The sequence below is a fragment of the Pseudomonas sp. ASL9 genome (assembly GCF_056680335.1).
Genome location: NZ_CM155277.1, coordinates 5,247,851 through 5,269,796, shown reverse-complemented (window position 1 = coordinate 5,269,796; position 21,946 = coordinate 5,247,851). Strand labels below are relative to the sequence as shown.

Genomic DNA, 21,946 nt, shown 5'->3' with positions numbered 1-21,946 from the left:
CCGTATGAAGAAGCCTGCGACGGCTGTTCCCGTCAGCAGGGGCGCACTGGTCACAACAATAACTACATGAGGCCCGACATGAACAACAACGAGCGTTATGCGCTTGCTGGCACAGCAGGTCAGCCTGCTGTCGATATCGCCGACGCAACCGTCAGCACCTCTGCGGCGGCGAGCCCGGCCGTGGCGAAAAAAACCAACTATCGGTTTCTGATTCTTGCCCTGATCACCCTTGTCCTAGCACTCAGCACGGGCGACCGCGCAGCACTGTCGGTGGCCGGTACCGATATGGGCAAAGAACTGGGCATCAGCTCGGTAGAGATAGGCTATCTGTTCTCGGCCTTCAGCTGGGCCTATGTGATTTTCCTGATTCCTTCCGGCTGGCTAACTGACAGGATCGGCTCCAAGCGCTCAATGATGTTGGCGGTTGTGGTCTGGTCCTGCTTCACCGTAATGATGGGCATGGTCCACTTTATCGGCATGATCGTGCCGTTGCTGCTGGGCCTGCGCTTTCTGCTCGGTGCCGCCGAATCGCCAGTGGGGCCTGCTTCCGGCCGGATCATTGCCGCCTGGTTCCCGTCCTCGGAACGGGGTATCGCCGGGGCGATTTTCAACAGCGCGCAATACCTGTCGCTTGCACTGTTCACCCCGATCATGGGTTGGCTTTGCTACACCTACGGCTGGGAGTACGTGTTCATCATCATGGGCGTGATCGGCCTGGCAATCGCAGCAGTCTGGTGGAAGCTGTACTACCTGCCGGTCGATCACCCGAAAATGAACGCCGAAGAGCTGGAGTACATCCGCGCTGGCGACGGCCTGGTGGACCTGGAAGGCATCAAGCCCAAAGCAGCTCAATCCGGCAACGGCATGCGACTGGGCGAGATCGGCCAATTATTCCGCAGCCGCATGCTGGTGGGTATCTTCCTCGCGCAGTACTGCATCACCTCCATCACTTGGTTCTTCATGACCTGGTTCCCGATCTATCTGGTCAAGGAGCGCGGCTTCGACATTCTCCAGGCGGGCTTCGTCGCGGCGATTCCGGCCCTGTGCGGACTGGTAGGCGGCGTATCCAGTGGTTTCATTTCCGACCTGATTCTGACAAAGACCGGTTCCTTGAGCATTGCCCGTAAAACGCCCATCACCATCGGCCTGTTGCTGAGCGCAAGCATCATCCTTTGCAACTACGCCAACAGCGCGACCATGGTCGTGGTGCTCATGAGTCTGGCCTTTTTTGGCAAAGGCTTCGGCTCCCTGGGCTGGACGATTGTGGCTGACACCGCCCCCAAAGAATTGATCGGCACCACGGGCGGCGTGTTCAACGCCGTCGGCAATACCGCCGGAATCATCACGCCGGTGGTCATCGGCTATATCCTGCAAACCACCGGTTCGTTCGATGGAGCCCTGCTCTACGTCGGCGCCCATGGCCTGCTCGCCGTGGCCAGTTACTGGCTGATCGTCGGCAAGATTCAGCGCTTCGAGCTCAAAAGCGCATCCTGACAAACAAAACGTACACGAGGTATTTCTAATGAAAATGATCTTCCGCTGGCACGGCCCGAAAGACCCTATCAGCCTGCAATACATCAACCAGATCCCGGGTTTGTACGGCATTGTCTCGTCGCTGTACGACATGCCACTGGGCGAAGTCTGGCCCGTTGATCGCATTCAAAGCCTGCGCAATGCGGCAGCCGCGCATAACCTGAAGATGGAGGTGGTCGACAGCTTTCGCGTCCATGAGGACATCAAACTCGGCAAACCTGGCCGCGAAGCACTGATCCCGCAGTACATCGAAACGTTGAAGAACCTCGCTGTCAGCGGCATCAAGATCGTCTGCTACAACTTCATGCCCGTGTTCGACTGGACCCGCACACAGATGGAATACCCACTGCCGGACGGCTCCAACACCCTGTCGTTCGAAGCCGCGCTTGTTGATCGACTGGACGTGTCCAAAGGTGTGATCCCGTTGCCGGGCATCGGCACCAAATACCCGCCGGAAAAACTCCAGGCGATGCTCGAAGAATACAAAGACATCAGCACCGAGCAGATGTGGAGCAACCTCGAATGGTTCCTCGGCAAGCTGGTGCCGGTCGCCGAGCAACTGGGCCTGAAACTGGCCTTACACGCCGATGATCCACCTCGCTCTGTATTCGGCCTGCCGCGGATCATCAAGAACATCGAAGACCACCGCCGCGTGCTGAGCATCATCGATTCGCCTGCCAACGGCCTGACCTTATGCAGCGGCACCCTCGGTTCGGACCTGAACAACGACGTGCCTTCCTTCATCAATGAGTTCGCGGCCCGGCAACGCGTACATTACGTGCACCTGCGCAACGTGAAAGTCTCCGAAAACGGCGATTTTTATGAAAGTGCCCACCCAACCGAATGTGGCTCTCTGGACATGGCCGAGATCATGAAATCGCTGCATGACGCCAACTTCACCGGTTATGCCCGTCCCGACCATGGTCGGATGATCTGGGGCGAAACAGGCGTACCGGGCTACGGCCTGTACGACCGCGCACTGGGCATCATGTACCTGCAAGGTTTGTGGGAAGGTATCGCCAAACAGAAGACGCGTGCTGTACAGCGCCCTGGTTTAACGGCCGTCGCTTGACCCGTCTGCTGGCCCGCAGTGGCTTATCTGCTGCGGGACGCTGAATAACAAAAAAAGGAGACGTTATGCCTGCTGCAAACGTGACAGCCCCTGAAGTCAGCCCTGTGATCCGCCTCGACCCCGCCGATAATGTGGTGGTTGCCCGTGTCGAAATTTCTGCGGCCACGTTGATTGCCAGCGAAGCCGTGACCACCCTGCAGGACGTGCCACTGGGCCATAAAATCGCTACCCGGATGATCGAAAAAGGTCAGCCGGTGCTCAAATACAACACCGTGATTGGTTATGCCAGCGAAGACCTGCCACCCGGCACATGGATGCACAGCCACAACATTGCATTCGGCGAAACCGACCGCGACTATCGCTATAGCCTGGACTACGTACCCACCGATTTGCTTCCACCAGAACAGCGCGCCACCTTTGCAGGCATCGTCCGCGAAGATGGCCGTGTCGCCACGCGCAATTATCTGGGCGTGTTCGTCGTAGGGAACTGTGGCGCCACTGTCGCCCGCAAAATCGCCAACTATTTTGATGAGCAACGTCTGGCTAACTACCCCAATATCGACGGCGTCGTGCCCTTCGTGCATGAAATAGGCTGTGGCATGGAAATGACCGGCGAACCCATGGACTTGCTACGGCGCACCATCGGCGGACACATTCGCCATGCCAATACCGCAGGCGGACTGCTGATCGCTCTGGGCTGCGAGCGCAACAATATTTATGGCTTCATCGAGCAGGAAAAACTGGTGCTCGGCGACAGGCTCAAAACCCTGGTGATCCAGGACGTCGGCGGCGTGAAAAGTGCAGTGGACCAGGGTATCAAGATCATTCAGGCCATGTTGCCTCAGGCCAATCAGATCAAACGCGAACCGGTGTCGGCCGAGCATTTGATCATCGGCATGCAATGCGGCGGTTCAGATGGTTTCTCCGGTCTGTCGGCCAACCCGGCCCTGGGCGCGGCGGTGGACATCCTGGTACGGCACGGCGGCACCGCGATTCTCTCCGAGACCTCGGAAATCTTCGGCGTCGAACACACCCTGACCGCGCGCGCAGTGACCCCGGAAATCGGGCGCAAGCTGATCGACCGCATAGAGTGGTGGCTCAAATACAACGAAGGCCGCGACACTCAGATCAATGGCCGCGTAAGCCCTGGCAACAATGCCGGCGGTCTGGCCAACGTGCTGGAGAAATCCCTCGGCGGTGCAAAAAAAGGCGGCAACGCGCCCCTGATGGACGTCTATGAGTACGCCTACCCCGTCACGACTCATGGACTGGTGTTCATGGATACGCCCGGTTATGACCCGGTGTCTGCCACCGGACAGATTGCCGGTGGTGCCAACATGATCGCCTTCACCACCGGTCGCGGCTCCTGCTTCGGCTCGGTCCCGGCACCCACCTTCAAACTGGCCAGCAACTCGCCCATGTTCAACCGCATGAGCGATGACATGGACATCAACTGCGGGCAGATCATCGATGGCGACAAAAGCATCAAGCAGATGGGTCAGGAAATTTTCGAGCGCCTGCTGGATCATGCCTCCGGCGAGAAAACCAAAAGCGAATTGAACGGTTTAGGCGAGGACGAATTCTGCCCCTGGCAGATCGGCGTGCTGGCCTGACAGCACAACTGCACACCCTGCCGATCAATCCACTGGCAGGGCGGCCTCTCATGCGATGAGCGCACATCGGTGACCACCTCACCTGCGTGCGTGATCGAACCTCTGCCCAGCAGCGTCTGCCGAGTAAGTCTCGACCACACCCTCTACGCCCAGCCACCATGCATGCCCGCGACTGGGGTATTGCAGGTAGAACGGTTGGCCCATCTGCGGTGTGCTGATGGCGATGTTCTTTTCCCAGGCCAAGGCCAGAATCCGGTCGAAAGGCTCGTGCCAGGCATGCATCGCCAGATCGAACGTGCCGTTGTGGATCGGCAATAACCAGCGGCCGCGCAGGTCGATATGGGCCTGCAGGGTTTGCTCCGGCTGCATGTGCACGTCCGGCCAGTCAACGTTATAGGCCCCGGTTTCCATCAAGGTCAGGTCGAACGGCCCGTACTGCTCGCCAATGTGTTTGAAGCCGTCGAAGTAGCCGGTGTCACCACTGAAAAAGATCCGTTGATCGTTGTCGATCATCACCCACGATGCCCACAACGAACGATTGCCATCACGTAGTGTACGGCCGGAAAAGTGCTGCGACGGCGTGGCGACAAAGCGCATGCCGTCGACGTCGGTGGATTGCCACCAGTCCAGTTGCCGGACTTTTTGCGCCGGGACACCCCACTTGATAAGGGTGTCACCCACGCCGATAGGCGCCAGAAAATGCTCGGTTTTATGCGCCAGCGCTTTGATCGTCATGTGATCAAGGTGGTCATAATGATTGTGCGAAAGAATCACTGCTTTAAGCGGCGGCAACTCTTCAAGGCTGATGGGTGGCTGATGAAAACGTTGCGGCCCCGCCCATTGCACCGGTGAGGCGCGCTCGGCGAACACCGGGTCGGTCAGCCAGAACTGGTTGCGCAATTTGAGCAGTACCGTGGAATGCCCAAGACGAAAAACACTGTTATTGGGCGCCGCCAACAACTGTTGACGCGACAAGGTCTGCACCGGAATCACGCCTACTGGCCGGGTATGCGCCGGCTTGTTAAAGAGGGCGTTCCAAAAGATGCGCAGCGTCTTGAGAAAGCCCATCCGGTTCATCGGCGCGTGGTTGCGATAGCGCCCCTCGTGCTGCCGAGAGGCCTGCGATTGGACAACGTCATCTGAATCTCGTGGTGTCTTGGTCATGAAATGCTGACTCCAAGGGACAGGTCGGGTTCCTTCATCTTGACGAATGAGGATGGGCGGAAGCGCTAAACACGCGGTAATTACACTACACTGTGTAGTTTCAAGCTTGCAACACGTCAGATGACAAGTAAACTACCCAGTGTAAAAAATTTCACTCCGCCTGTCTGAAGCGAACCTATGAAAGCCCCTCAACGCCTGACCGACCGTAAACGCGAAGCCATTGTGCAGGCAGCCATTGCCGAGTTTCGCGCCAATGGGTTCGAGGTCACCAGCATGGACAAAATTGCCGCATTGGCTGAGGTGTCCAAGCGCACGGTGTACAACCACTTCCCGAGCAAAGAGGAGCTTTTCTCCGAAATTCTCCAGCAGTTATGGATCAGCAGTGCCGATCGGTTGGACACGACCTATCACCCTGAGCGCCCGCTGCGCGATCAGCTTCAAGAACTGCTGGTGTCGAAAATGCAGACGCTGGCTGACAGCAACTTTCTCGACCTGGCGCGAGTGGCCATCGCCGCAACGATCCACTCCCCCGAGCGCGCGCAAAACATGGTCTCCCGCCTCAATGAGCGCGAAGAAAGCTTTACCGCCTGGATCCGCGCCGCTCAGGCAGACGGCCGTTTCAAGGCCGTAGACCCAAGTTTTGCCGCCACTCAGATTCATGGATTGCTCAAGGCCTTCGCTTTCTGGCCGCAGATCACTCTGGGCGCTCCGACGTTGGCCCCGGCTGCCCAGATGTCGGTGATCGAATCGGCGCTGGACCTGTTTCTGGGCGGGTACGAAATTCCGGCTTGATCTTGAGGCTGACGCACAATCTGTGGAAACAAGCTTGCCTGCTGCCTCAGAGATTTTGGATGAATGAAGACTTTCCGGCCTGTCACCCTCCTCGCGCATGCGCCTTAAACAATTCCTCCAGCCATTGCATGAAGACCCTCAAACGCTCTGGCACATGTTGCTGCGGGGCAAATAGCAGGGAAACTTCCATCGGCGCGGGCACATAATCGGGCAATACCGACACCAACTCGCCACGGGCCAGAAATTCACGCACCCCCTCGTAGGGCACCTGAGCCAGCCCCAGCCCGGCGCAACAGGCTGATTCGTAGGCTTCAGTGTTATTGACCGTGACACTGCCCGCCATCGGCACCCGGCGCAGTTTGCCGTTAAGCAGGTATTCGAAACCGTCAGAACGAGCGCCAAGCACACTGACGTAGTGAATCAGTCGATGCCCGGCAAGGTCTTCCAGGGTCAACGGCACCCCATAAGTCTGCAAATAAGCCGCGCTGGCACAGTTGATCATAGTGACGCGCCCAATCGACCGCGCGACGATGGATTGATCGGGTTGGGCGCCGACCCGCAGCACACAGTCGAACCCCTCACGGACCAGATCCACCCGGCGGTCGGTGCTGCTGATCTCCAGTTCTATCTGTGGATGACGCGCCACGAACTCGGGTAAACGAGGCATGAACACCTTGCGCGCCAGCACGCTGGGCATATCGACCCGCAAACGCCCGGCCAGTACTGCGCCGTCGTGGCGAAACAACCCTTCAAGTTCATCCATGTGCGACAGCAGGTTTTTGCTGTGCTCATACAACACCAACCCGTCCTGCGTGACTTGCACTTTGCGCGTGGTGCGATGCAGCAATCGCGTACCCAGCAACGCCTCCAGCGCCTGAACATGCTCGGACACACTCGACCGTGGCAGGCCAAGACTCTCGCCTGCCTGAGTAAAACTCGACAGCTCTGTGACTCTGACAAAGGTCTTCAGCAGCTCCAGCTTGTTCACATTAGGCGCCTTGTATTGTTCGTAATATCCGACCAGTGATTCCGATTTTGTCCTGTTTATCACGTGACACTCGGACAAATAAACTCCCCTCAACGGTTTCACACTCCCCCATGAGGAACAGGCAATGACCCGCAAAATCGCACTTATCACCGGCGCCAGCCGTGGCCTTGGCAAAAGCACTGCGTTGCACCTCGCCGCGCAAGGCATCGATATCATCGGCACCTATCACAGCAATACCACCCAAGCGCAGGCCTTGGTCGGCGAAATAGAACAGCTGGGGAGTCGCGCCGCGATGCTGCAGCTGGATGCAAGCAACAGCAGCACGTTCGGCGCATTTATCGCCGAAGTCGGCAAAACCCTGAAGACAACCTTCTCCCGCGACTCTTTCGACTTTCTGATCAACAACGCCGGTATCGGCCTCTACGCCAGTTTCGCCGACACCCGCGAGGAGCAGTTCGACCAACTGATGAACATCCATCTCAAAGGCCCCTTCTTCTTGACCCAAGGGCTGCTGCCGCTGATTGCCGATCAGGGACGGATCATTAACATTTCAAGCGGCCTGACCCGCTTCGCCATGGGCGGTCATGCCGCGTACGCGATGATGAAGGGTGGCATCGAGGTTCTGACCCGTTATCAGGCTCAGGAGTTAGGCGCGCGTGGCATCCGCGTGAACACACTGGCGCCGGGTGCGATCGAGACCGACTTTGGCGGCGGTGTGGTCCGCGACAATCCACAACTCAACCAACAGGTGGCTGCCGAAACGGCCTTGGGCCGCGTGGGTCTGCCAGACGATATCGGCGGGGCGATTTCGCTGCTGCTGGCGGATGGCAGTGGCTGGATCAATGGCCAACGCATCGAGGCGTCGGGCGGTATCCATCTCTGATAGCCCGATACTTTATTCACGATTAGCCCGGAAACCGTGGTTCAAGGCCACGGCCAGGTTACATTTCGCAATCATGACGATGTATAACCCGGTGAACAGTGTAATACTGCACGTTCAACACAATGAATCAGTGAGCCATGTCCACGGACAGCGAAGAGAGCCGCCAGATCGTAGCTTCTCTGGCGCACCGAGCCGGCAACAACGCCGAACCCGCACAGATCGCCGACGCGATCGTTGCGACATTGCAAGAAATGGACGCAGCCCTGACCCCCATCATCGGACAGCAAGGGGTCGCCGCGCTCTATCGCCGCAGCCTCTACCTGTGCACCTCAACCCATCCACGCCTGGCTGGCACGTATGAAAGCGTACGGGCAGCCATGGATCTGACGGAACTCAAATCCGTACTTGTTCAACAAAGCAGTGCCGAAGCCAATCTTTTCGGCGAAAAGCTGCTGAATACGTTCTACGAGCTTCTGACCACACTGGTCGGGCCCTCGCTCACCGAACGTTTGCTCCGTTCAGTGTGGAAAAATTCTTTGAGCGGCACCCCCGTGCAGGATACCTCGCCATGACCACCAAAGTGACAATCAACCGCCTGGCCACCGGAGTGCCAGGACTGGACGAGGTGCTTGGCGGAGGATTGCCGGAATTTTCGTTCAACCTGATCGCCGGCCCTCCCGGCTGCGGGAAGACCACGCTGGCCCATCAGATGATGTTCAATCTGGCCACGCCCGAGCGCCCGGCCCTTTTCTTTACTGTGCTCGGCGAACCACCGCTGAAGATGCTGCGTTACCAACAGCAATTCGACTTTTTTGACAACGAAGCGATCAACAACTCGATCCGCTACGTCAACCTGGCCGACGATACGCTGGCAGGCAATCTGGATGAAGTACTGCGACGCATCGTCGCCGAGGTCGAAACCCACGGCCCGGCACTGGTGTTCGTCGACTCCTTCCGTTCAGTGGTGCTGGCAAGTCGGACCCAGGACAACCCGAATAACAACCTGCCACAGTTCGTTCAGCAACTGGGCATGTTGATGACCACCTGGCAGGCGACGACCTTCCTGATTGGTGAATACTTCACCGAGACCGATACCAACCCGATTTTCACCGTAGCCGATGGCTTGATCTGGCTGCGACAGAGCGTGCAGCGCAACTCCATGGTGCGCAAGATCGAAATAATGAAGATGCGCGGCCAACCCACATTGCCCGGCCTGCACACGTTCCGCATCGGCACCTCGGGCATCAACGTCTTTGCACCGGCAGCCGTCAACGTCAAGAAACAGAGGGAGCCCTCAAAAAGTGCCAACCCTCCGCGCCTGAAAATGGGCGTGCCTCTACTGGACGAAATGCTCGGCGGTGGTCTTCCCCAAGGGTATTCCTTGCTAGTCGCCGGCCCGTCCGGCTCGGGGAAAAGTATTCTCGCGGCCTCCTTCCTCGCTGAAGGTGCCCGTGCAGGCGAGACCGGCGTGATCGCGGTGTTCGAGCAACGCCCCAATCATTCTCACAACGCCATGCTGGCTCGTCTGATCGAGAGCGATCAGGTCGGTCTGGTGGACCGTTGTGCGCCAGACCTGTCCATCGACGAAGTCGTCCAATCGCTGTTGAGCGAGATCAATCGCCTGAAGGCCACCCGCGTGGTCATTGATTCGCTGTCGGGCTTCGAACTGGCCCTGGCACCGACTTTCCGTGACGACTTCCGCGAATCGTTGTCACGCATGGTCACTGCGCTGACCAACGTCGGTGTCAGCGTGTTGATGACCTCCGAACTTGAAGACCGTTACACCGACCTGCGTTTCAGCCCGTACGGTACGGCCTTCCTGACTGACGCCATCATCGTCCAGCGCTACATCGAAGTCGAAAGCCGCTTGTTGCGCATCATGGCCGTGGTCAAGGTTCGAGCCAGCGCCCATTCGGATGAACTGCGCCTGTACCGCATCGATAATAGCGGCCTGCAGATCGGCGGCATGCTTCAGCAGCAGGAAGGTTTGCTCGGTGGCCGGCCTACACAAAAGAGTCCAGGTTTAGCACTCCCTGGAGATGAAGATGTTTGAGTCAAGCTCATGACCGAGGCCACTGGCAGGAGTGATGAAGCGATGGCCAGTGCCGCTCGCGAACTGTTCCTTCTGGGCCAAAAAACCGTAGAAGCTCGTGCTGTGTTGGCCGAGCTGCAAAAAGACCTGATCGATACCAACAATCGTCTGGGCGATAGTCAGCAGGTCGAGCAACTGATCGAGGCCAATCAGCAACTGGTTTTGGCAATGCTCCTGGCCCAATCGGACGCCAAGATGCCTCAGCGCGCGGAACAGCAACGGTTGTATCTGGAGCTGCGTGAAGCCAACGAGCAACTGGTATTGGCCGCACTCAGCGCCCAAAGCCTCCAGGCTTCGGCCGAGCATGCGCTGGGACAGCAAAAGAACACCCTCGCACTGGTTGCCCATGAGCTACGCAACCCGCTGACACCGATCAGCATGATTGCCGGACGCCTGGCGCGGGTGCCTAGCGAAGAGTTGCCACGCATGCAGGCCCTGATCGAGGGTCAGGTACAACATATGTCACGTCTGGTCGACGACCTGCTCGACGTCTCCCGTGCGAGCACGGGCAAGCTGCGCCTCGATTGCCAGGTAGTGGACATGGTACACATCATCAATGAAGCCATTGAAGTGTGCACACCGGTGATGAACGCCCACCTCCTGCATTTCAAGACCAACCTCCCAGCCTGTATGCTGGCAGTGAATGGCGACCCGGTGCGCCTTGCGCAAATTCTGGGCAACTTGCTGGGCAACGCCGCCAAATACACACCTGCTGGCGGTATCGTCGAACTGTCTGTCAGCGTTGAAGCTGACGTGCTGATCATGAAAGTTTCCGACGACGGCATCGGTATTACTGCAAAGGCACTGCCATTCATTTTCGAACCCTTTGTCCAGGATGTGCATGCCGTAGGCTTCAACGGCGTAGGCCTGGGCATCGGCCTGACCGTGGTCCGAGAATTGGTCGAGGCCCACGGCGGCACGGTAACTGGCACGAGTGACGGCGACGGCAAGGGCAGCGAATTTATCGTCACCCTGCCTCTGCTTTAGCGTTAACAGCCCTCTTCGTTCTCTCCAACCCGGCATAAAATCACCCTAGCCTGATTGCCCGCAACCGGGAGACTGACATGCTGTATGACCTGCTGATCCGCAACGCCCTGATCATTGATGGCAGCAACATGCCCGGCTACCCCGCAGACGTGGCGATTCGAGAGGGGCGTATCCAGCGTATCGGCGACCTCGACGGTGTCTCGGCAACCGAAGAAATCAACGCCAGAGGCCGGGTACTGGCGCCAGGCTTTATCGATGTGCACACCCATGACGACACGGTGGTCATCCACAAGCCAAACATGCTGCCCAAAATCAGCCAGGGCGTGACCACCGTCATTGTCGGCAACTGCGGCATCAGTGCTTCCCCCGTGCGTTTGCGGGGCACCCCACCTGACCCGATGAACCTGCTGGGCTCGGCCGCTGCCTTCGTTTACCCACGCTTCAGCGATTACCGTGCAGCAGTGGATGCCGCCCGTCCAGCCGTGAATGTCGCCGCGCTGATCGGCCATACCGCCCTGCGCAGCAATCATCTGGACGATCTCTATCGCACAGCCAAACCCTTGGAAATAGCGGCGATGCGCGCACAACTTCGCGACAGCCTTGAATCCGGCGCGTTGGGCCTGTCCACCGGTCTGGCCTACGCGTCGGCGTTCTCGGCTGACACCGATGAAGTGCTGCAACTGGCGCAAGAGCTGACTGCGTTTGACGCGGTATACACCACGCACCTGCGCAGTGAATTCGCGCCGGTGCTTGAGGCCATGGACGAAGCGTTTCGTATCGGCCGCCACGCCAAGGTGCCAGTAGTGATCTCCCACCTGAAATGCGCTGGTGCTGGCAATTGGGGGCGTAGCCCGCAGTTACTCGCCGCGCTGGAGCACGCTGCGCTCAGCCATCCGGTCGGCTGCGACTGCTATCCCTATGCCGCCAGTTCGTCGACACTGGACCTCAAGCAGGTCACTGACGCCTTCCGCATCACCATTACCTGGTCGACTCCACATCCAGCGCAAGGTGGACGCGATCTGATAGACATCGCAGCGGACTGGGGCCTGCCACTGCTGGAAACCGCACGCAAACTGCAACCGGCGGGAGCGGTGTATTACGGCATGGACGAATCGGACGTACAACGAATTCTGACGCACCCTTTATCGATGATCGGGTCAGACGGTCTGCCGGAAGATCCATTTCCGCATCCACGGCTGTGGGGGGCATTTCCACGGGTGTTGGGCCACTTTTGCCGCGACCTCGGCCTGTTTCCACTGCACACGGCGGTGCACAAGATGACGGGACTGTCTGCTGCACGTTTTGCATTGCATGAACGTGGGGAGATCAGTGAAGGGTATTGGGCCGACCTGGTGTTGTTCGACCCGGACCGGGTCCGCGATGTCGCAGATTTCAGCCATCCCCAGCGCGCCGCCGAGGGGATCGACGGGGTCTGGGTCAACGGTCATTTGAGCTATGCCGATGGCAAGGCCCAAGGGCCTCGGCAGGGGAAATTTTTGCCGCGCAGTGGTGGGTTGGTTGAGGGTTTCAGCGCCTACTCTGGATATTGAGTGACAATTCCGGCCTCTTCGCAGGCAAGCCTGCTCCCACAGTGGCATGCGATCACCTGTGGGAGCAGGCTTGCAACTACGCGTCCCGCTGCGAAAGCTGTGTATCAGGCCCCGAGCAAAACACCTCGGCACTCACCAAACCCAATCGACGCGTAGCCCTCACGATGACAACGCGCACGGAAGATGACTTCATCGCCATCCTCCAGGAAGCGCCGGGTTTCACCACTTGGCAATGTCAGGGACTGTTTGCCGCCTTCGCTGTTCTCCAGCAGGCTGCCGAACTGCCCTGCCAGCGGCCCGGACAAGGTGCCCGTGCCGAACAGGTCTCCTGGCTGAAGCTTGCAACCGTTGACGGTGTGGTGCGCGACCATTTGCGCAACGGTCCAGTACATGTTCTGGGTACTGCTCAACGCCAGGCGGTGCGGCGCAATACCCTGCTCTTTCATCTGCTCGGTGAGCAGCAACACTTCAAGCTCGATGTCCAGCGCCCCGCCCTGCTGATCAGCGGCATCGAACAAATACGCCAGCGGCTGCGGATCACCTTCTGGACGGGCCGGTTGTGCAGTACGAAATGGTGCCAGCGCCTCAGCCGTCACGACCCAGGCAGAAATGCTGGTGGCAAAACTCTTCGACAGAAACGGACCCAGCGGCTGGTATTCCCACGCTTGCAGGTCCCGCGCCGACCAGTCATTGAGCAAGCAGAAGCCAGCGATATGCTCGGCCGCTTCGTCAATGGCAATCGCCTCGCCAATCGCATTGCCCGGGCCGATCCATACGCCCATCTCCAGCTCATAATCCATACGTTTGCTGGGGCCGAACTCAGGAACGGTCGCACCCGGGGCCAACGTCTGGCCATTGGGGCGTTTGACGGGGGTGTCCGAAATGCAGATGGTCGAGGCACGACCGTGATAGCCGATGGGCACGTACTTGTAGTTAGGCAGCAACGGATTGTCCGGGCGAAATAGCTTGCCCACGTTCATCGCATGATGGATGCCGACGTAAAAGTCGGTGTAGTCACCTATGCGCGCGGGCACGTGCATCTGACACTCAGACATCGGGTGCAACACAGTGTCGGCCAATGGCCGCAAACGCGACAGCTGCGGACTGTTTTCGTCCAGCAGGTGCAGCAGTTCGTTGCGCAAGGCTTGGCGGGCTGGCGCGCCCAAAGCGAAAAAATCATTGAGCTGATCGCGGCTGGCGGCCTCAGCAGCATCACGCGCCGCGCCGTTGAAAAAGCCGACATCCAGCGCAGCACGCAGGTCGAAAATCATCTCGCCGATGGCAACACCACCGCGCTTGCTCAGGCCTGAATGGCTGAAGATGCCGAGCGGCAGGTTTTGCAGGGGAAAATCGGAGTGGCCATTGGCGGACGTTACCCAGCTAAGGGGGTTCGATGAAGTGGTCATTGCGGGGTTCCCGAATCGAAGTGTTTGGCCATGCCTGACCAGCAGGCATCGTAGTCAGTTTGTAGTTGCGGACAGTCGAGGGCATGGCGGCTGGGGCGCAGCACTTTGCCCGTCTCGAACATGAACGCCATGGTGTTGTCGATCTTGTGCGGTTTGAGGTCGTCGGCGATAGCCTTTTCTGCCGTGGCGTTGTCCGGGCCGTGAGCGCTCATGCAGTTATGCAGGGATGCGCCTCCAGGGGCAAAGCCTTCAGCCTTGGCATCGTAGGTACCGTCGATCAGGCCCATGAACTCGTTCATCAGGTTGCGGTGAAACCAAGGTGGCCGGAAGGTCTTTTCAGCCACCATCCAACGCGGCGGGAAAATCACAAAATCGACGTTGGCCTGACCAGGCACCGCGCCAGGCGCGGTCAGCACCGTGAAAATTGACGGATCCGGGTGATCGAAACTTACAGAGCCAATGGTGTTGAAACGGCGCAGATCGTATTTATAGGGCACGTTGTTACCGTGCCAGGCCACCACATCGAACGGGGAACGGTCGAGCTGTGTGGCCCACAGCTCACCGAGAAATTTCTGCACCAATACGACTGGCTCGTCCCGGTCTTCGAACTGTGCGACCGGCGCCAGGAAGTCCCGCGCATTGGCCAGACCGTTGCTGCCGATGGGGCCCAGTTCCGGCAGGCGCAAGGCGCAACCATGGTTTTCGCACACATAACCGCGCGCGGTAGCGTCAAGCAACTGGATACTGAATTTAAGCCCGCGCGGCACTACCGCTATCTCCTGTGGCTCAATGTCCAACAGGCCCAGTTCAGTGACGATCCGCAAGCGACCTGACTGCGGCACGATCAGCCATTCGCCATCGGCATTGAAAAAAGCCCGGTCCATGGACGCATTCGCGCAGTAGACGTAAACACTGACACCTTCAGCCTGATCCGCCGCGGCTGTGCTGGCAAGGCTGATCAAACCGTCGATGAAATCGGTACGTTGTGTCGGGATATCGAAGGCATTCCAGCGCAGCCGATTGGGGGTGATTGGCCCCGATTCCAACCCCACGATCTGCCGTGCCAGTCGCTCGTAGCGAGGGTGCGTGGCCGAGGGCTTGATCCGGTACAACCAGGTGCGTCGGGCTTCCGAGCGCGGCACGGTAAAGGCCGTCCCCGAGAGCAGCTCGGTGTACAGGCCATGCGTGTGTTTCTGCGGGGAATTCTGTCCGACCGGCAATGTGCCAGGCAGCGCTTCACTGCTGAACTCATTGCCGAAACCACGTTGATAGGTCAGGGTTTCAGGAGAATGGGTTATGTACATCTCGACCTCTTATTGTGTGGGCGTGCCGTTGTTTTGAGGAATATTTCATAAACGTAATTAGATTACGCATAACGTAATTTGAGTTTGTGATGAGGTCAAGCTATAAAGCAGCCTTCTCAGACCGGCGCGCACCTCTTCATGACAGCGGAAATCGAAAGCCCAGCAAATGGACGGCAGCAAAAAGTTCAAGCGGCCGAGGTCGGGGTCGGCATTCTCAAGGCGCTGGCCGAGCTGGCGCCTGCCACCTCGCTGTCGAAGCTCGCCGAGCACGTGGGCATGCCCGCGAGTAAGGTCCATCGTTACCTGCAAGCCCTGGTAGCCAGTGGTTTCGCGGAACAGGACGTCACCACCAATCACTATGGCCTGGGACGCGAGGCGCTGCTGGTCGGGCTGGCCGCACTGGGGCAGCTGGACGTATTGAAAATCGCGGCGCCACATCTGGTCGCGCTGCGTGATGAACTCAACGAAACCTGCTTTCTCGCGGTATGGGGCAACAAAGGCCCCACCGTGGTGTATGTCGAGCAATCCATCGGCGCGGTGACGCTGGTCACGCAAATTGGCTCAGTGTTGCCACTGCTCAGCTCATCCACCGGGCTGGTGTTCGACACCTTTCTTGCCGCCAATGAAACCGCTGAACTGCGCGAATCTGAGTCGGCACGGCTGAATGCACGACAACTGAAAGAAATCGACCAGCACATCAAACAGATTCGCAGCACCGGCGTGCATCAGATTCACGGGCTGTTGATGGCAGGCGTGAATGCCGTATCGTCACCGATCTTCGCCATGGGCAACAAGCTGGCAGGCGTGCTGACCGTGGTCGGCTCGGCGTCGGTGTTTACGGCCGAGGTACAGGATTCTGCGGCCAGACAGCTGTTGAAAACAGCTCAGGCCATCAGCGACCGGATGGGGGGCGACTTTCAGATTCCCGGCATTTGAGCAGACGCCTTCGCGAATGAATTCGCTCCCACAAAAAATGCAATTTTCTGTGGGAACGGTGTCACTGACCCACCGCCAATCAATCAGCCTTCAACACCCCACGTCGCACTTGGTCGCGCTCGATGGATTCGAACAGCGCCTTGAAGTTGCCTTCGCCGAACCCATCATCGCCCTTGCGCTGGATGAATTCGAAGAACACCGGCCCCATCAGGGTTTCCGAGAATATCTGCAACAACAGCCGACGCTCGCCGTCATCCGATGAGCCATCCAGCAAAATGCCCCGGGCTTGCAGTTCATTCAGCGGCTCGCCGTGGTTTGGCAGCCGTCCTTCGAGCATCTCGTAATACGTCTCCGGTGGCGCGGTCATGAAGCGCATGCCGATAGCTTTCAATGCGTCCCAGGTCTTGATCAAGTCATCGGTGAAGAACGCGACGTGTTGAATACCTTCGCCGTTGAACTTCATCAAGAACTCTTCGATCTGGCCCGCGCCTTTGGAGGACTCCTCGTTCAGCGGGATGCGGATCATGCCGTCCGGGGCGGTCATGGCTTTTGAGGTCAAGCCGGTGTATTCGCCCTTGATGTCGAAATAACGGAGTTCGCGAAAATTGAACAGCTTCTCGTAGAAGTTCGCCCAATACGCCATGCGACCGCGATAGACGTTGTGGGTCAAGTGATCGATAAACTTCAGGCCTGCGCCCACCGGATGACGTTCCACGCCTTCGATGAAATTGAAGTCGATGTCATAGATCGACGTACCTTCACCAAACCGGTCGATCAGGTACAGCGGCGCACCGCCAATGCCCTTGATTGCCGGCAGACGCAGCTCCATCGGGCCAGTAGCAATTTCAACCGGCTGTGCGCCCAGTTCCAGCGCACGGTTGTAGGCTTTTTGCGCATCCTTGACCCGAAACGCCATGCCGCACACCGACGGACCGTGCTCGGCCGCGAAGTAGGAGGCGACGCTGTGAGGCTCGCTGTTGAGGATGATATTGATCTCACCCTGACGATACAGCGACACGTTTTTCGACCGATGAGTGGCAACTTTGGTGAAGCCCATGATCTGGAACACGGGTTCAAGGACGTTGGGGATCGGCGAGGCGAATTCGATGAACTCAAAGCCCATCAGACCCATCGGATTTTCGTAGAGATCAGCCATGGTTTGGCTCCTTGCAATAGAGAGTGGGAAGCACGCAGCGAACATCACTCTCCAGCGGGAGGGGCACAGGGAATCCCTCGCACACTGCGGGCGAGGAAGTCTCCAAAGATCAGTTGTAAGCCCAGTACTTTCATGTTGAATGGATCACTCTGGCTTGTCGGGTTGCGCATCAGGATGCGCGCATTGGAAAGCCGGATGTTGCAGCGCCAGGTGTTCGACCCGGCAAATCTTTGGATACGCGGTCAGATCAACGTTGAAACGACGGGCCGCATAAAGTTGCGGCAGCAGGTACGCATCCGCCAGACCAGGCTCGCCGAAACAGAAGCCCTGGTCACCGATCAGCGCTTCGACTGCATTGAAACCTTCAGTTATCCAGTGACCGATCCAGGCGACGACGTCAGTCTCTTCACTCGTGAGACCGCGTAACCGATTCAGCACCGAAACGTTGTGCAGCGGATGAATGTCGCAACCGATCAGCGCCGCGACAGCCCGCTGCTGCGCTCGCTCGATCAGATCCACTGGTAACAGAGGCGGCTGTGGATAGCGCTCTTCCAGGTACTCGATGATTGCCGACGACTGGATGATTATCTCGCCCGTCTCCACCCGCAGTGCAGGCACCCTGCCCTGTGGATCGATAGCCTTGTATTCAGGCTTGCGCTGCTCGCCGCCATCGCGAATCAGATTCACCGGGATCGCGTTGAACGCTAGCCCCTTGAAGGCCAGCGCGATGCGTACCCGGTAACTTGAGGTTGAGCGGTAGTAAGTAAATAGATCCACGGAGGCCCGCCTGTTTCATTGCACGTTCTCCGTTAATGATAGCAACCGGAGACGTGTCTGCTTGTTATGTTCGTAATCGTGTTACGCAATGCGTAAATTGCGCGAGATACTCTTCGATGTCAAGTCGCTCATGCCCACCCCTCAAGCCGCAACGTGGAGCGCACGAGGCGCTGCTCTTCGTTTTCGATTTCCTTGAGGTTCTCGCAGATGCTCTGGATATGGGCGATGGCGGCCTTGCGTGCCTGTTCCGGCAGGCGGCCGGTGACGGCGTTATACAGGCGGGCATGTTGCCGGTCGATCTGACGTTTTTGCGGCTCGCGGTGATACAGGTTGTTGACCGAGGCGAACACGGTATTAAGCAGCAGATCAGTCAACGAACGCAGGGTTTGCACCAGCACCGGATTGTGCGACGCCTCACAGATCGCCAGGTGGAAGGCATGGTCCAGTCGCGCATGACCCGATGCATCGAGCGATTGGTCGTGGGCAGCGATCAACGCTTCATAGCTGCGCGTAATCAACACAAAGTCGGCGTCAGTACCGCGCAAGGCTGCCAACCGTGCGGACTCCCCTTCCAGCAGGCTGCGTACTTCGAACAAATCATAAAGGGTGCGCGGCTGCGAGCCGAACAGGTGCATCAAGGGCGACGTGGCGGTGTGGCTCGACAGTTGAGCGACGAACGAGCCCTTGCCCTGTTCGGTCTCGATAATGCCTCTGGCCCGCAACAGTTTCAGGCCCTCACGCAAGGCCGTGCGAGACACGCCGAGTTTTTCCGTGAGGCGCCTTTCAGACGGCAAAATTTGCCCGGTTTTCAACACGCCATCAACGATCAAACGCTCGATGCGTTCACACACAACATCGGCGACCTGCGGCGCGCGCGTCGAAGCGGTATTAACCATGCAACCTCCACTGGTATGACCAGTTATAAAGACCAAACCAAAAATACCCGACTATATTTTCAACTCATTGAAAAATAATAATTTTTAAAAAAACAATTGATCACCTAGAAAAAAGAACTGGTTCGACCAGTCTTATAAGTCATGGACAGTAAAGCCTCTGCGGCCAATGATGCAAGACAGTAGAGCCCGTAAATCGGTCTTCAATAACAACAACTCAGGGTTGTCAGCCCACCATGAACATTCTGTACGACGAACGCGTCGACGGTGTATTGCCTCTCGTTGATAAGGCCCAACTGTTCCTGGCCCTGCGCGAGCACTTGCCCGATCTGGACATTCTCCATCGCGAAGAAGAGCTCAAGCCTTACGAGTGCGATGGTCTTTCCGCCTATCGCACCACACCGATGCTGGTGGTGTTGCCCCAGCGCCTTGAACAGGTGGAAGCGCTGCTTAAGCTGTGCCACGAGCGCAAGGTTCCGGTAGTCGCCCGTGGCGCGGGGACTGGCTTGTCAGGTGGCGCCCTTCCGCTGGAAAAAGGCGTGCTGTTGGTCATGGCGCGCTTCAACCAGATTTTGCACATCGACCCCGCCGCGCGCTTGGCCCGCGTGCAACCCGGGGTGCGCAATCTGGCGATTTCCCAGGCCGCTGCGCCTTATGACCTTTATTACGCCCCGGACCCGTCCTCGCAGATCGCCTGCTCCATCGGCGGCAATGTCGCCGAGAACGCCGGTGGCGTGCATTGCCTGAAGTACGGCCTGACCGTGCACAACCTGCTCAAGGTGGACATTCTCACCGTCGAAGGCGAACGCATGACCCTCGGCTCCGATGCATTGGACTCGCCGGGCTTCGACCTGCTGGCGCTGTTCACCGGTTCCGAAGGCATGCTCGGCATCATCACTGAAGTCACGGTCAAACTGCTGCCCAAACCGCAGGTCGCCAAAGTATTGTTGGCCGCCTTCGACTCGGTGGAAAAAGCCGGGCGCGCAGTGGGCGACATTATTGCCGAAGGCATCATCCCCGGCGGACTGGAGATGATGGACAACCTGGCGATTCGCGCCGCTGAAGACTTTATTCACGCGGGCTACCCGGTGGACGCCGAAGCCATCCTGCTGTGCGAACTGGACGGCGTCGAAGCCGATGTCCACGACGAATGCGACCGGGTTCGCACCGTACTGGAAAGAGCCGGTGCAACCGAAGTGCGTCTGGCCCGCGATGAGGCCGAGCGTGTCAGGTTCTGGGCCGGGCGCAAGAACGCGTTCCCGGCGGTTGGGCGCCTGTCGCCGGATTATTACTGCATGGACGGCACCATCCCGCGCCGAGCATTGCCGGGGGTGCTCAGGGGCATCACGGCACTGGCCGAAGAATATGGGCTGCGGGTGGCCAACGTCTTCCATGCCGGGGACGGCAACATGCACCCGCTGATTCTGTTCGATGCCAACCAACCCGGCGAACTGGATCGCGCCGAAGCCCTGGGCGGCAAAATCCTCGAACTGTGCGTCAAGGTCGGCGGCAGCATCACCGGCGAACACGGGGTCGGCCGCGAGAAAATCAATCAGATGTGCGCCCAGTTCAACAGCGACGAACTGACCTTGTTCCACGCAGTGAAAGCAGCGTTTGACCCCAGCGGTCTGCTCAACCCTGGCAAGAACATTCCGACCCTGCATCGCTGTGCCGAATTCGGTGCCATGCACGTGCATTTAGGGCAGTTGCCCTTCCCTGAACTGGAGCGTTTCTGATGCGTGCCCAACAGAATGTCGACGCCAGCGCCGCGTTGCTGGAACAAGTCAATCAGGCACTGCAAAACGCCACGCCCCTGCGTATTCAAGGGGGCAACAGCAAGGCGTTTCTGGGCCGCGAGGTCGCTGGCGAGATCATCGATACTCGTACTCACCATGGCATCGTCACCTACGACCCGACTGAACTGGTGATCACCGCCCGCGCTGGCACACCGTTAAGCGAACTGTGTGCCGCGCTCGAAGCGGCTGGGCAAATGCTGGCGTGCGAGCCGCCGTCCTTTGGAGGCGACGCCACGGTCGGCGGCATGGTCGCAGCCGGATTGTCCGGGCCTCGCCGGCCCTGGTCCGGCTCGGTACGTGATTTCGTCCTTGGCACCCGAGTCATCACCGGTTTGGGCAAGCACCTGCGCTTCGGCGGCGAGGTGATGAAAAACGTGGCCGGTTACGACCTTTCCCGGTTGTTGGTCGGCAGTTATGGCTGCCTCGGCCTGCTGACCGAGGTGTCGCTCAAAGTTCTGCCAAAACCGCGTCAATGCATCAGCATCGCCCTGGAAATGAACACTGAACTCGCGCTGCAAAAACTGGCCGAATGGGGCCAGCAGCCGTTGCCGATCAGCGCCGCCAGCCATGATGGACGCGTGCTGCGTCTGCGCCTGGAAGGCGGCGAAGGTTCGGTGGCTGCCGCACATGATCGCCTCGGCGGTGAATTGCTTGACCCGATTTACTGGCGCGAATTGAATGAACAGTGCCTGGGTTTTTTTGACGAAAGCCAGCCACTGTGGCGTCTGTCACTACCCAACAACACTGGCACCCTCGCCTTGCCGGGCGAGCAGTTGATCGATTGGGGCGGCGCCCAGCGCTGGCTGAAATCCGACGCGGAGGCTGAAGCTATTCGCGCCATTGCCACTGAAGTCGGAGGCCACGCGACTTGCTACAGCCATGGCGTCAGCGACAGCCCGTTCCAACCGCTGGGCAGCCCATTGCTGCGCTACCACCGCCAATTGAAAGCACAACTCGACCCGCAAGGGATTTTCAACCCGGGCCGAATGTACGCTGAGATTTAA

Annotated in this window: 19 protein-coding genes; 12 read left to right on the top strand and 7 right to left on the bottom strand. The window is 58.6% G+C overall.

The genetic code is table 11. The features are described from left to right. The first annotated feature begins 78 nt into the window (after nucleotides 1–78). The 3 genes from AC1ME2_RS24395 (at nucleotide 79) to AC1ME2_RS24385 (ending at nucleotide 4,218) form a co-directional block, all read left to right on the top strand. Entirely contained in the window at nucleotides 79–1,494 is a 1,416-nt protein-coding gene (locus tag AC1ME2_RS24395; protein WP_480437522.1) for an MFS transporter, read from the top strand. Nucleotides 1,495–1,522: 28 nt separating this feature from the next. Next, entirely contained in the window at nucleotides 1,523–2,605 is a 1,083-nt protein-coding gene (locus tag AC1ME2_RS24390) for a mannonate dehydratase (RefSeq protein WP_480437521.1), read from the top strand. Nucleotides 2,606–2,670: 65 nt separating this feature from the next. Next, complete coding sequence (locus AC1ME2_RS24385; protein ID WP_480437519.1) at nucleotides 2,671–4,218, top strand: UxaA family hydrolase; 1,548 nt, start codon at nucleotides 2,671–2,673, stop codon at nucleotides 4,216–4,218. A gap of 78 nt (nucleotides 4,219–4,296) precedes the next feature. Here AC1ME2_RS24385 and AC1ME2_RS24380 read toward each other — a convergent pair whose 3' ends face one another. Next, nucleotides 4,297–5,382 (bottom strand): MBL fold metallo-hydrolase, encoded by a 1,086-nt coding sequence (locus tag AC1ME2_RS24380; RefSeq protein ID WP_480437517.1) that lies wholly within the window; start codon nucleotides 5,380–5,382, stop codon nucleotides 4,297–4,299. Between the two features lie 177 nt (nucleotides 5,383–5,559). Here AC1ME2_RS24380 and AC1ME2_RS24375 point away from each other — a divergent pair, with 177 nt between their 5' ends. Next, nucleotides 5,560–6,174, top strand: a complete 615-nt coding sequence (locus AC1ME2_RS24375; protein WP_480437515.1) for a TetR/AcrR family transcriptional regulator — start codon at nucleotides 5,560–5,562, stop codon at nucleotides 6,172–6,174. A gap of 82 nt (nucleotides 6,175–6,256) precedes the next feature. Here the strand turns inward: AC1ME2_RS24375 and AC1ME2_RS24370 are convergent, their stop codons facing one another. After that, a complete protein-coding gene (locus AC1ME2_RS24370; RefSeq protein WP_480437514.1) occupies nucleotides 6,257–7,162 on the bottom strand; it encodes a LysR family transcriptional regulator in 906 nt (301 codons plus the stop codon). Between the two features lie 124 nt (nucleotides 7,163–7,286). On the opposite strand from AC1ME2_RS24370, the gene AC1ME2_RS24365 reads away from it, so the two are divergent. From AC1ME2_RS24365 to AC1ME2_RS24345, 5 genes are all read left to right on the top strand, one after another. Then, nucleotides 7,287–8,045: an SDR family NAD(P)-dependent oxidoreductase gene (locus AC1ME2_RS24365; protein WP_480437513.1), complete on the top strand. Its 759-nt coding sequence runs from the start codon at nucleotides 7,287–7,289 to the stop codon at nucleotides 8,043–8,045. A 137-nt stretch (nucleotides 8,046–8,182) separates the two neighbouring features. Further along, nucleotides 8,183–8,617 (top strand): hypothetical protein, encoded by a 435-nt coding sequence (locus AC1ME2_RS24360; RefSeq protein ID WP_480437512.1) that lies wholly within the window; start codon nucleotides 8,183–8,185, stop codon nucleotides 8,615–8,617. Next, on the top strand, nucleotides 8,614–10,098 hold the full coding sequence (locus tag AC1ME2_RS24355; protein ID WP_480437511.1) for an ATPase domain-containing protein: 1,485 nt from the start codon (nucleotides 8,614–8,616) through the stop codon (nucleotides 10,096–10,098). Before AC1ME2_RS24360 ends, AC1ME2_RS24355 begins: the two co-directional genes overlap by 4 nt. A 9-nt stretch (nucleotides 10,099–10,107) precedes the next feature. Beyond that, the gene (locus AC1ME2_RS24350) at nucleotides 10,108–11,124 is read left to right on the top strand and encodes a sensor histidine kinase (RefSeq protein WP_480437509.1); all 1,017 of its coding nucleotides are present in this window, start codon (nucleotides 10,108–10,110) and stop codon (nucleotides 11,122–11,124) included. Nucleotides 11,125–11,201: 77 nt separating this feature from the next. Beyond that, nucleotides 11,202–12,674, top strand: a complete 1,473-nt coding sequence (locus tag AC1ME2_RS24345; RefSeq protein WP_480437508.1) for an N-acyl-D-amino-acid deacylase family protein — start codon at nucleotides 11,202–11,204, stop codon at nucleotides 12,672–12,674. 104 nt (nucleotides 12,675–12,778) lie between these two features. Here AC1ME2_RS24345 and fahA read toward each other — a convergent pair whose 3' ends face one another. Continuing rightward, the gene (gene fahA, locus AC1ME2_RS24340; RefSeq protein ID WP_480437507.1) at nucleotides 12,779–14,080 is read right to left on the bottom strand and encodes a fumarylacetoacetase; all 1,302 of its coding nucleotides are present in this window, start codon (nucleotides 14,078–14,080) and stop codon (nucleotides 12,779–12,781) included. Continuing rightward, the gene (gene hmgA, locus AC1ME2_RS24335) at nucleotides 14,077–15,384 is read right to left on the bottom strand and encodes a homogentisate 1,2-dioxygenase (RefSeq protein ID WP_480437505.1); all 1,308 of its coding nucleotides are present in this window, start codon (nucleotides 15,382–15,384) and stop codon (nucleotides 14,077–14,079) included. Before hmgA ends, fahA begins: the two co-directional genes overlap by 4 nt. A 138-nt stretch (nucleotides 15,385–15,522) precedes the next feature. Between hmgA and AC1ME2_RS24330 the strand changes: the two genes are divergently transcribed. Next, the gene (locus tag AC1ME2_RS24330; protein WP_480437504.1) at nucleotides 15,523–16,320 is read left to right on the top strand and encodes an IclR family transcriptional regulator; all 798 of its coding nucleotides are present in this window, start codon (nucleotides 15,523–15,525) and stop codon (nucleotides 16,318–16,320) included. Nucleotides 16,321–16,399: 79 nt separating this feature from the next. Here AC1ME2_RS24330 and hppD read toward each other — a convergent pair whose 3' ends face one another. The 3 genes from hppD to glcC all read right to left on the bottom strand — a co-directional run bounded on the left by hppD (nucleotide 16,400) and on the right by glcC (nucleotide 19,149). Further along, nucleotides 16,400–17,476 (bottom strand): 4-hydroxyphenylpyruvate dioxygenase, encoded by a 1,077-nt coding sequence (gene hppD / locus AC1ME2_RS24325; protein WP_480437503.1) that lies wholly within the window; start codon nucleotides 17,474–17,476, stop codon nucleotides 16,400–16,402. 144 nt (nucleotides 17,477–17,620) lie between these two features. Next, entirely contained in the window at nucleotides 17,621–18,253 is a 633-nt protein-coding gene (gene maiA, locus AC1ME2_RS24320; protein ID WP_480437502.1) for a maleylacetoacetate isomerase, read from the bottom strand. A gap of 128 nt (nucleotides 18,254–18,381) precedes the next feature. Beyond that, nucleotides 18,382–19,149: a transcriptional regulator GlcC gene (gene glcC, locus AC1ME2_RS24315; protein ID WP_480437501.1), complete on the bottom strand. Its 768-nt coding sequence runs from the start codon at nucleotides 19,147–19,149 to the stop codon at nucleotides 18,382–18,384. A gap of 233 nt (nucleotides 19,150–19,382) precedes the next feature. Between glcC and glcD the strand changes: the two genes are divergently transcribed. Next, nucleotides 19,383–20,882, top strand: a complete 1,500-nt coding sequence (glcD, locus tag AC1ME2_RS24310) for a glycolate oxidase subunit GlcD (protein WP_480437499.1) — start codon at nucleotides 19,383–19,385, stop codon at nucleotides 20,880–20,882. Next, the gene (gene glcE / locus AC1ME2_RS24305; RefSeq protein ID WP_480437498.1) at nucleotides 20,882–21,946 is read left to right on the top strand and encodes a glycolate oxidase subunit GlcE; all 1,065 of its coding nucleotides are present in this window, start codon (nucleotides 20,882–20,884) and stop codon (nucleotides 21,944–21,946) included. The genes glcD and glcE overlap by 1 nt, the downstream gene beginning before the upstream one ends.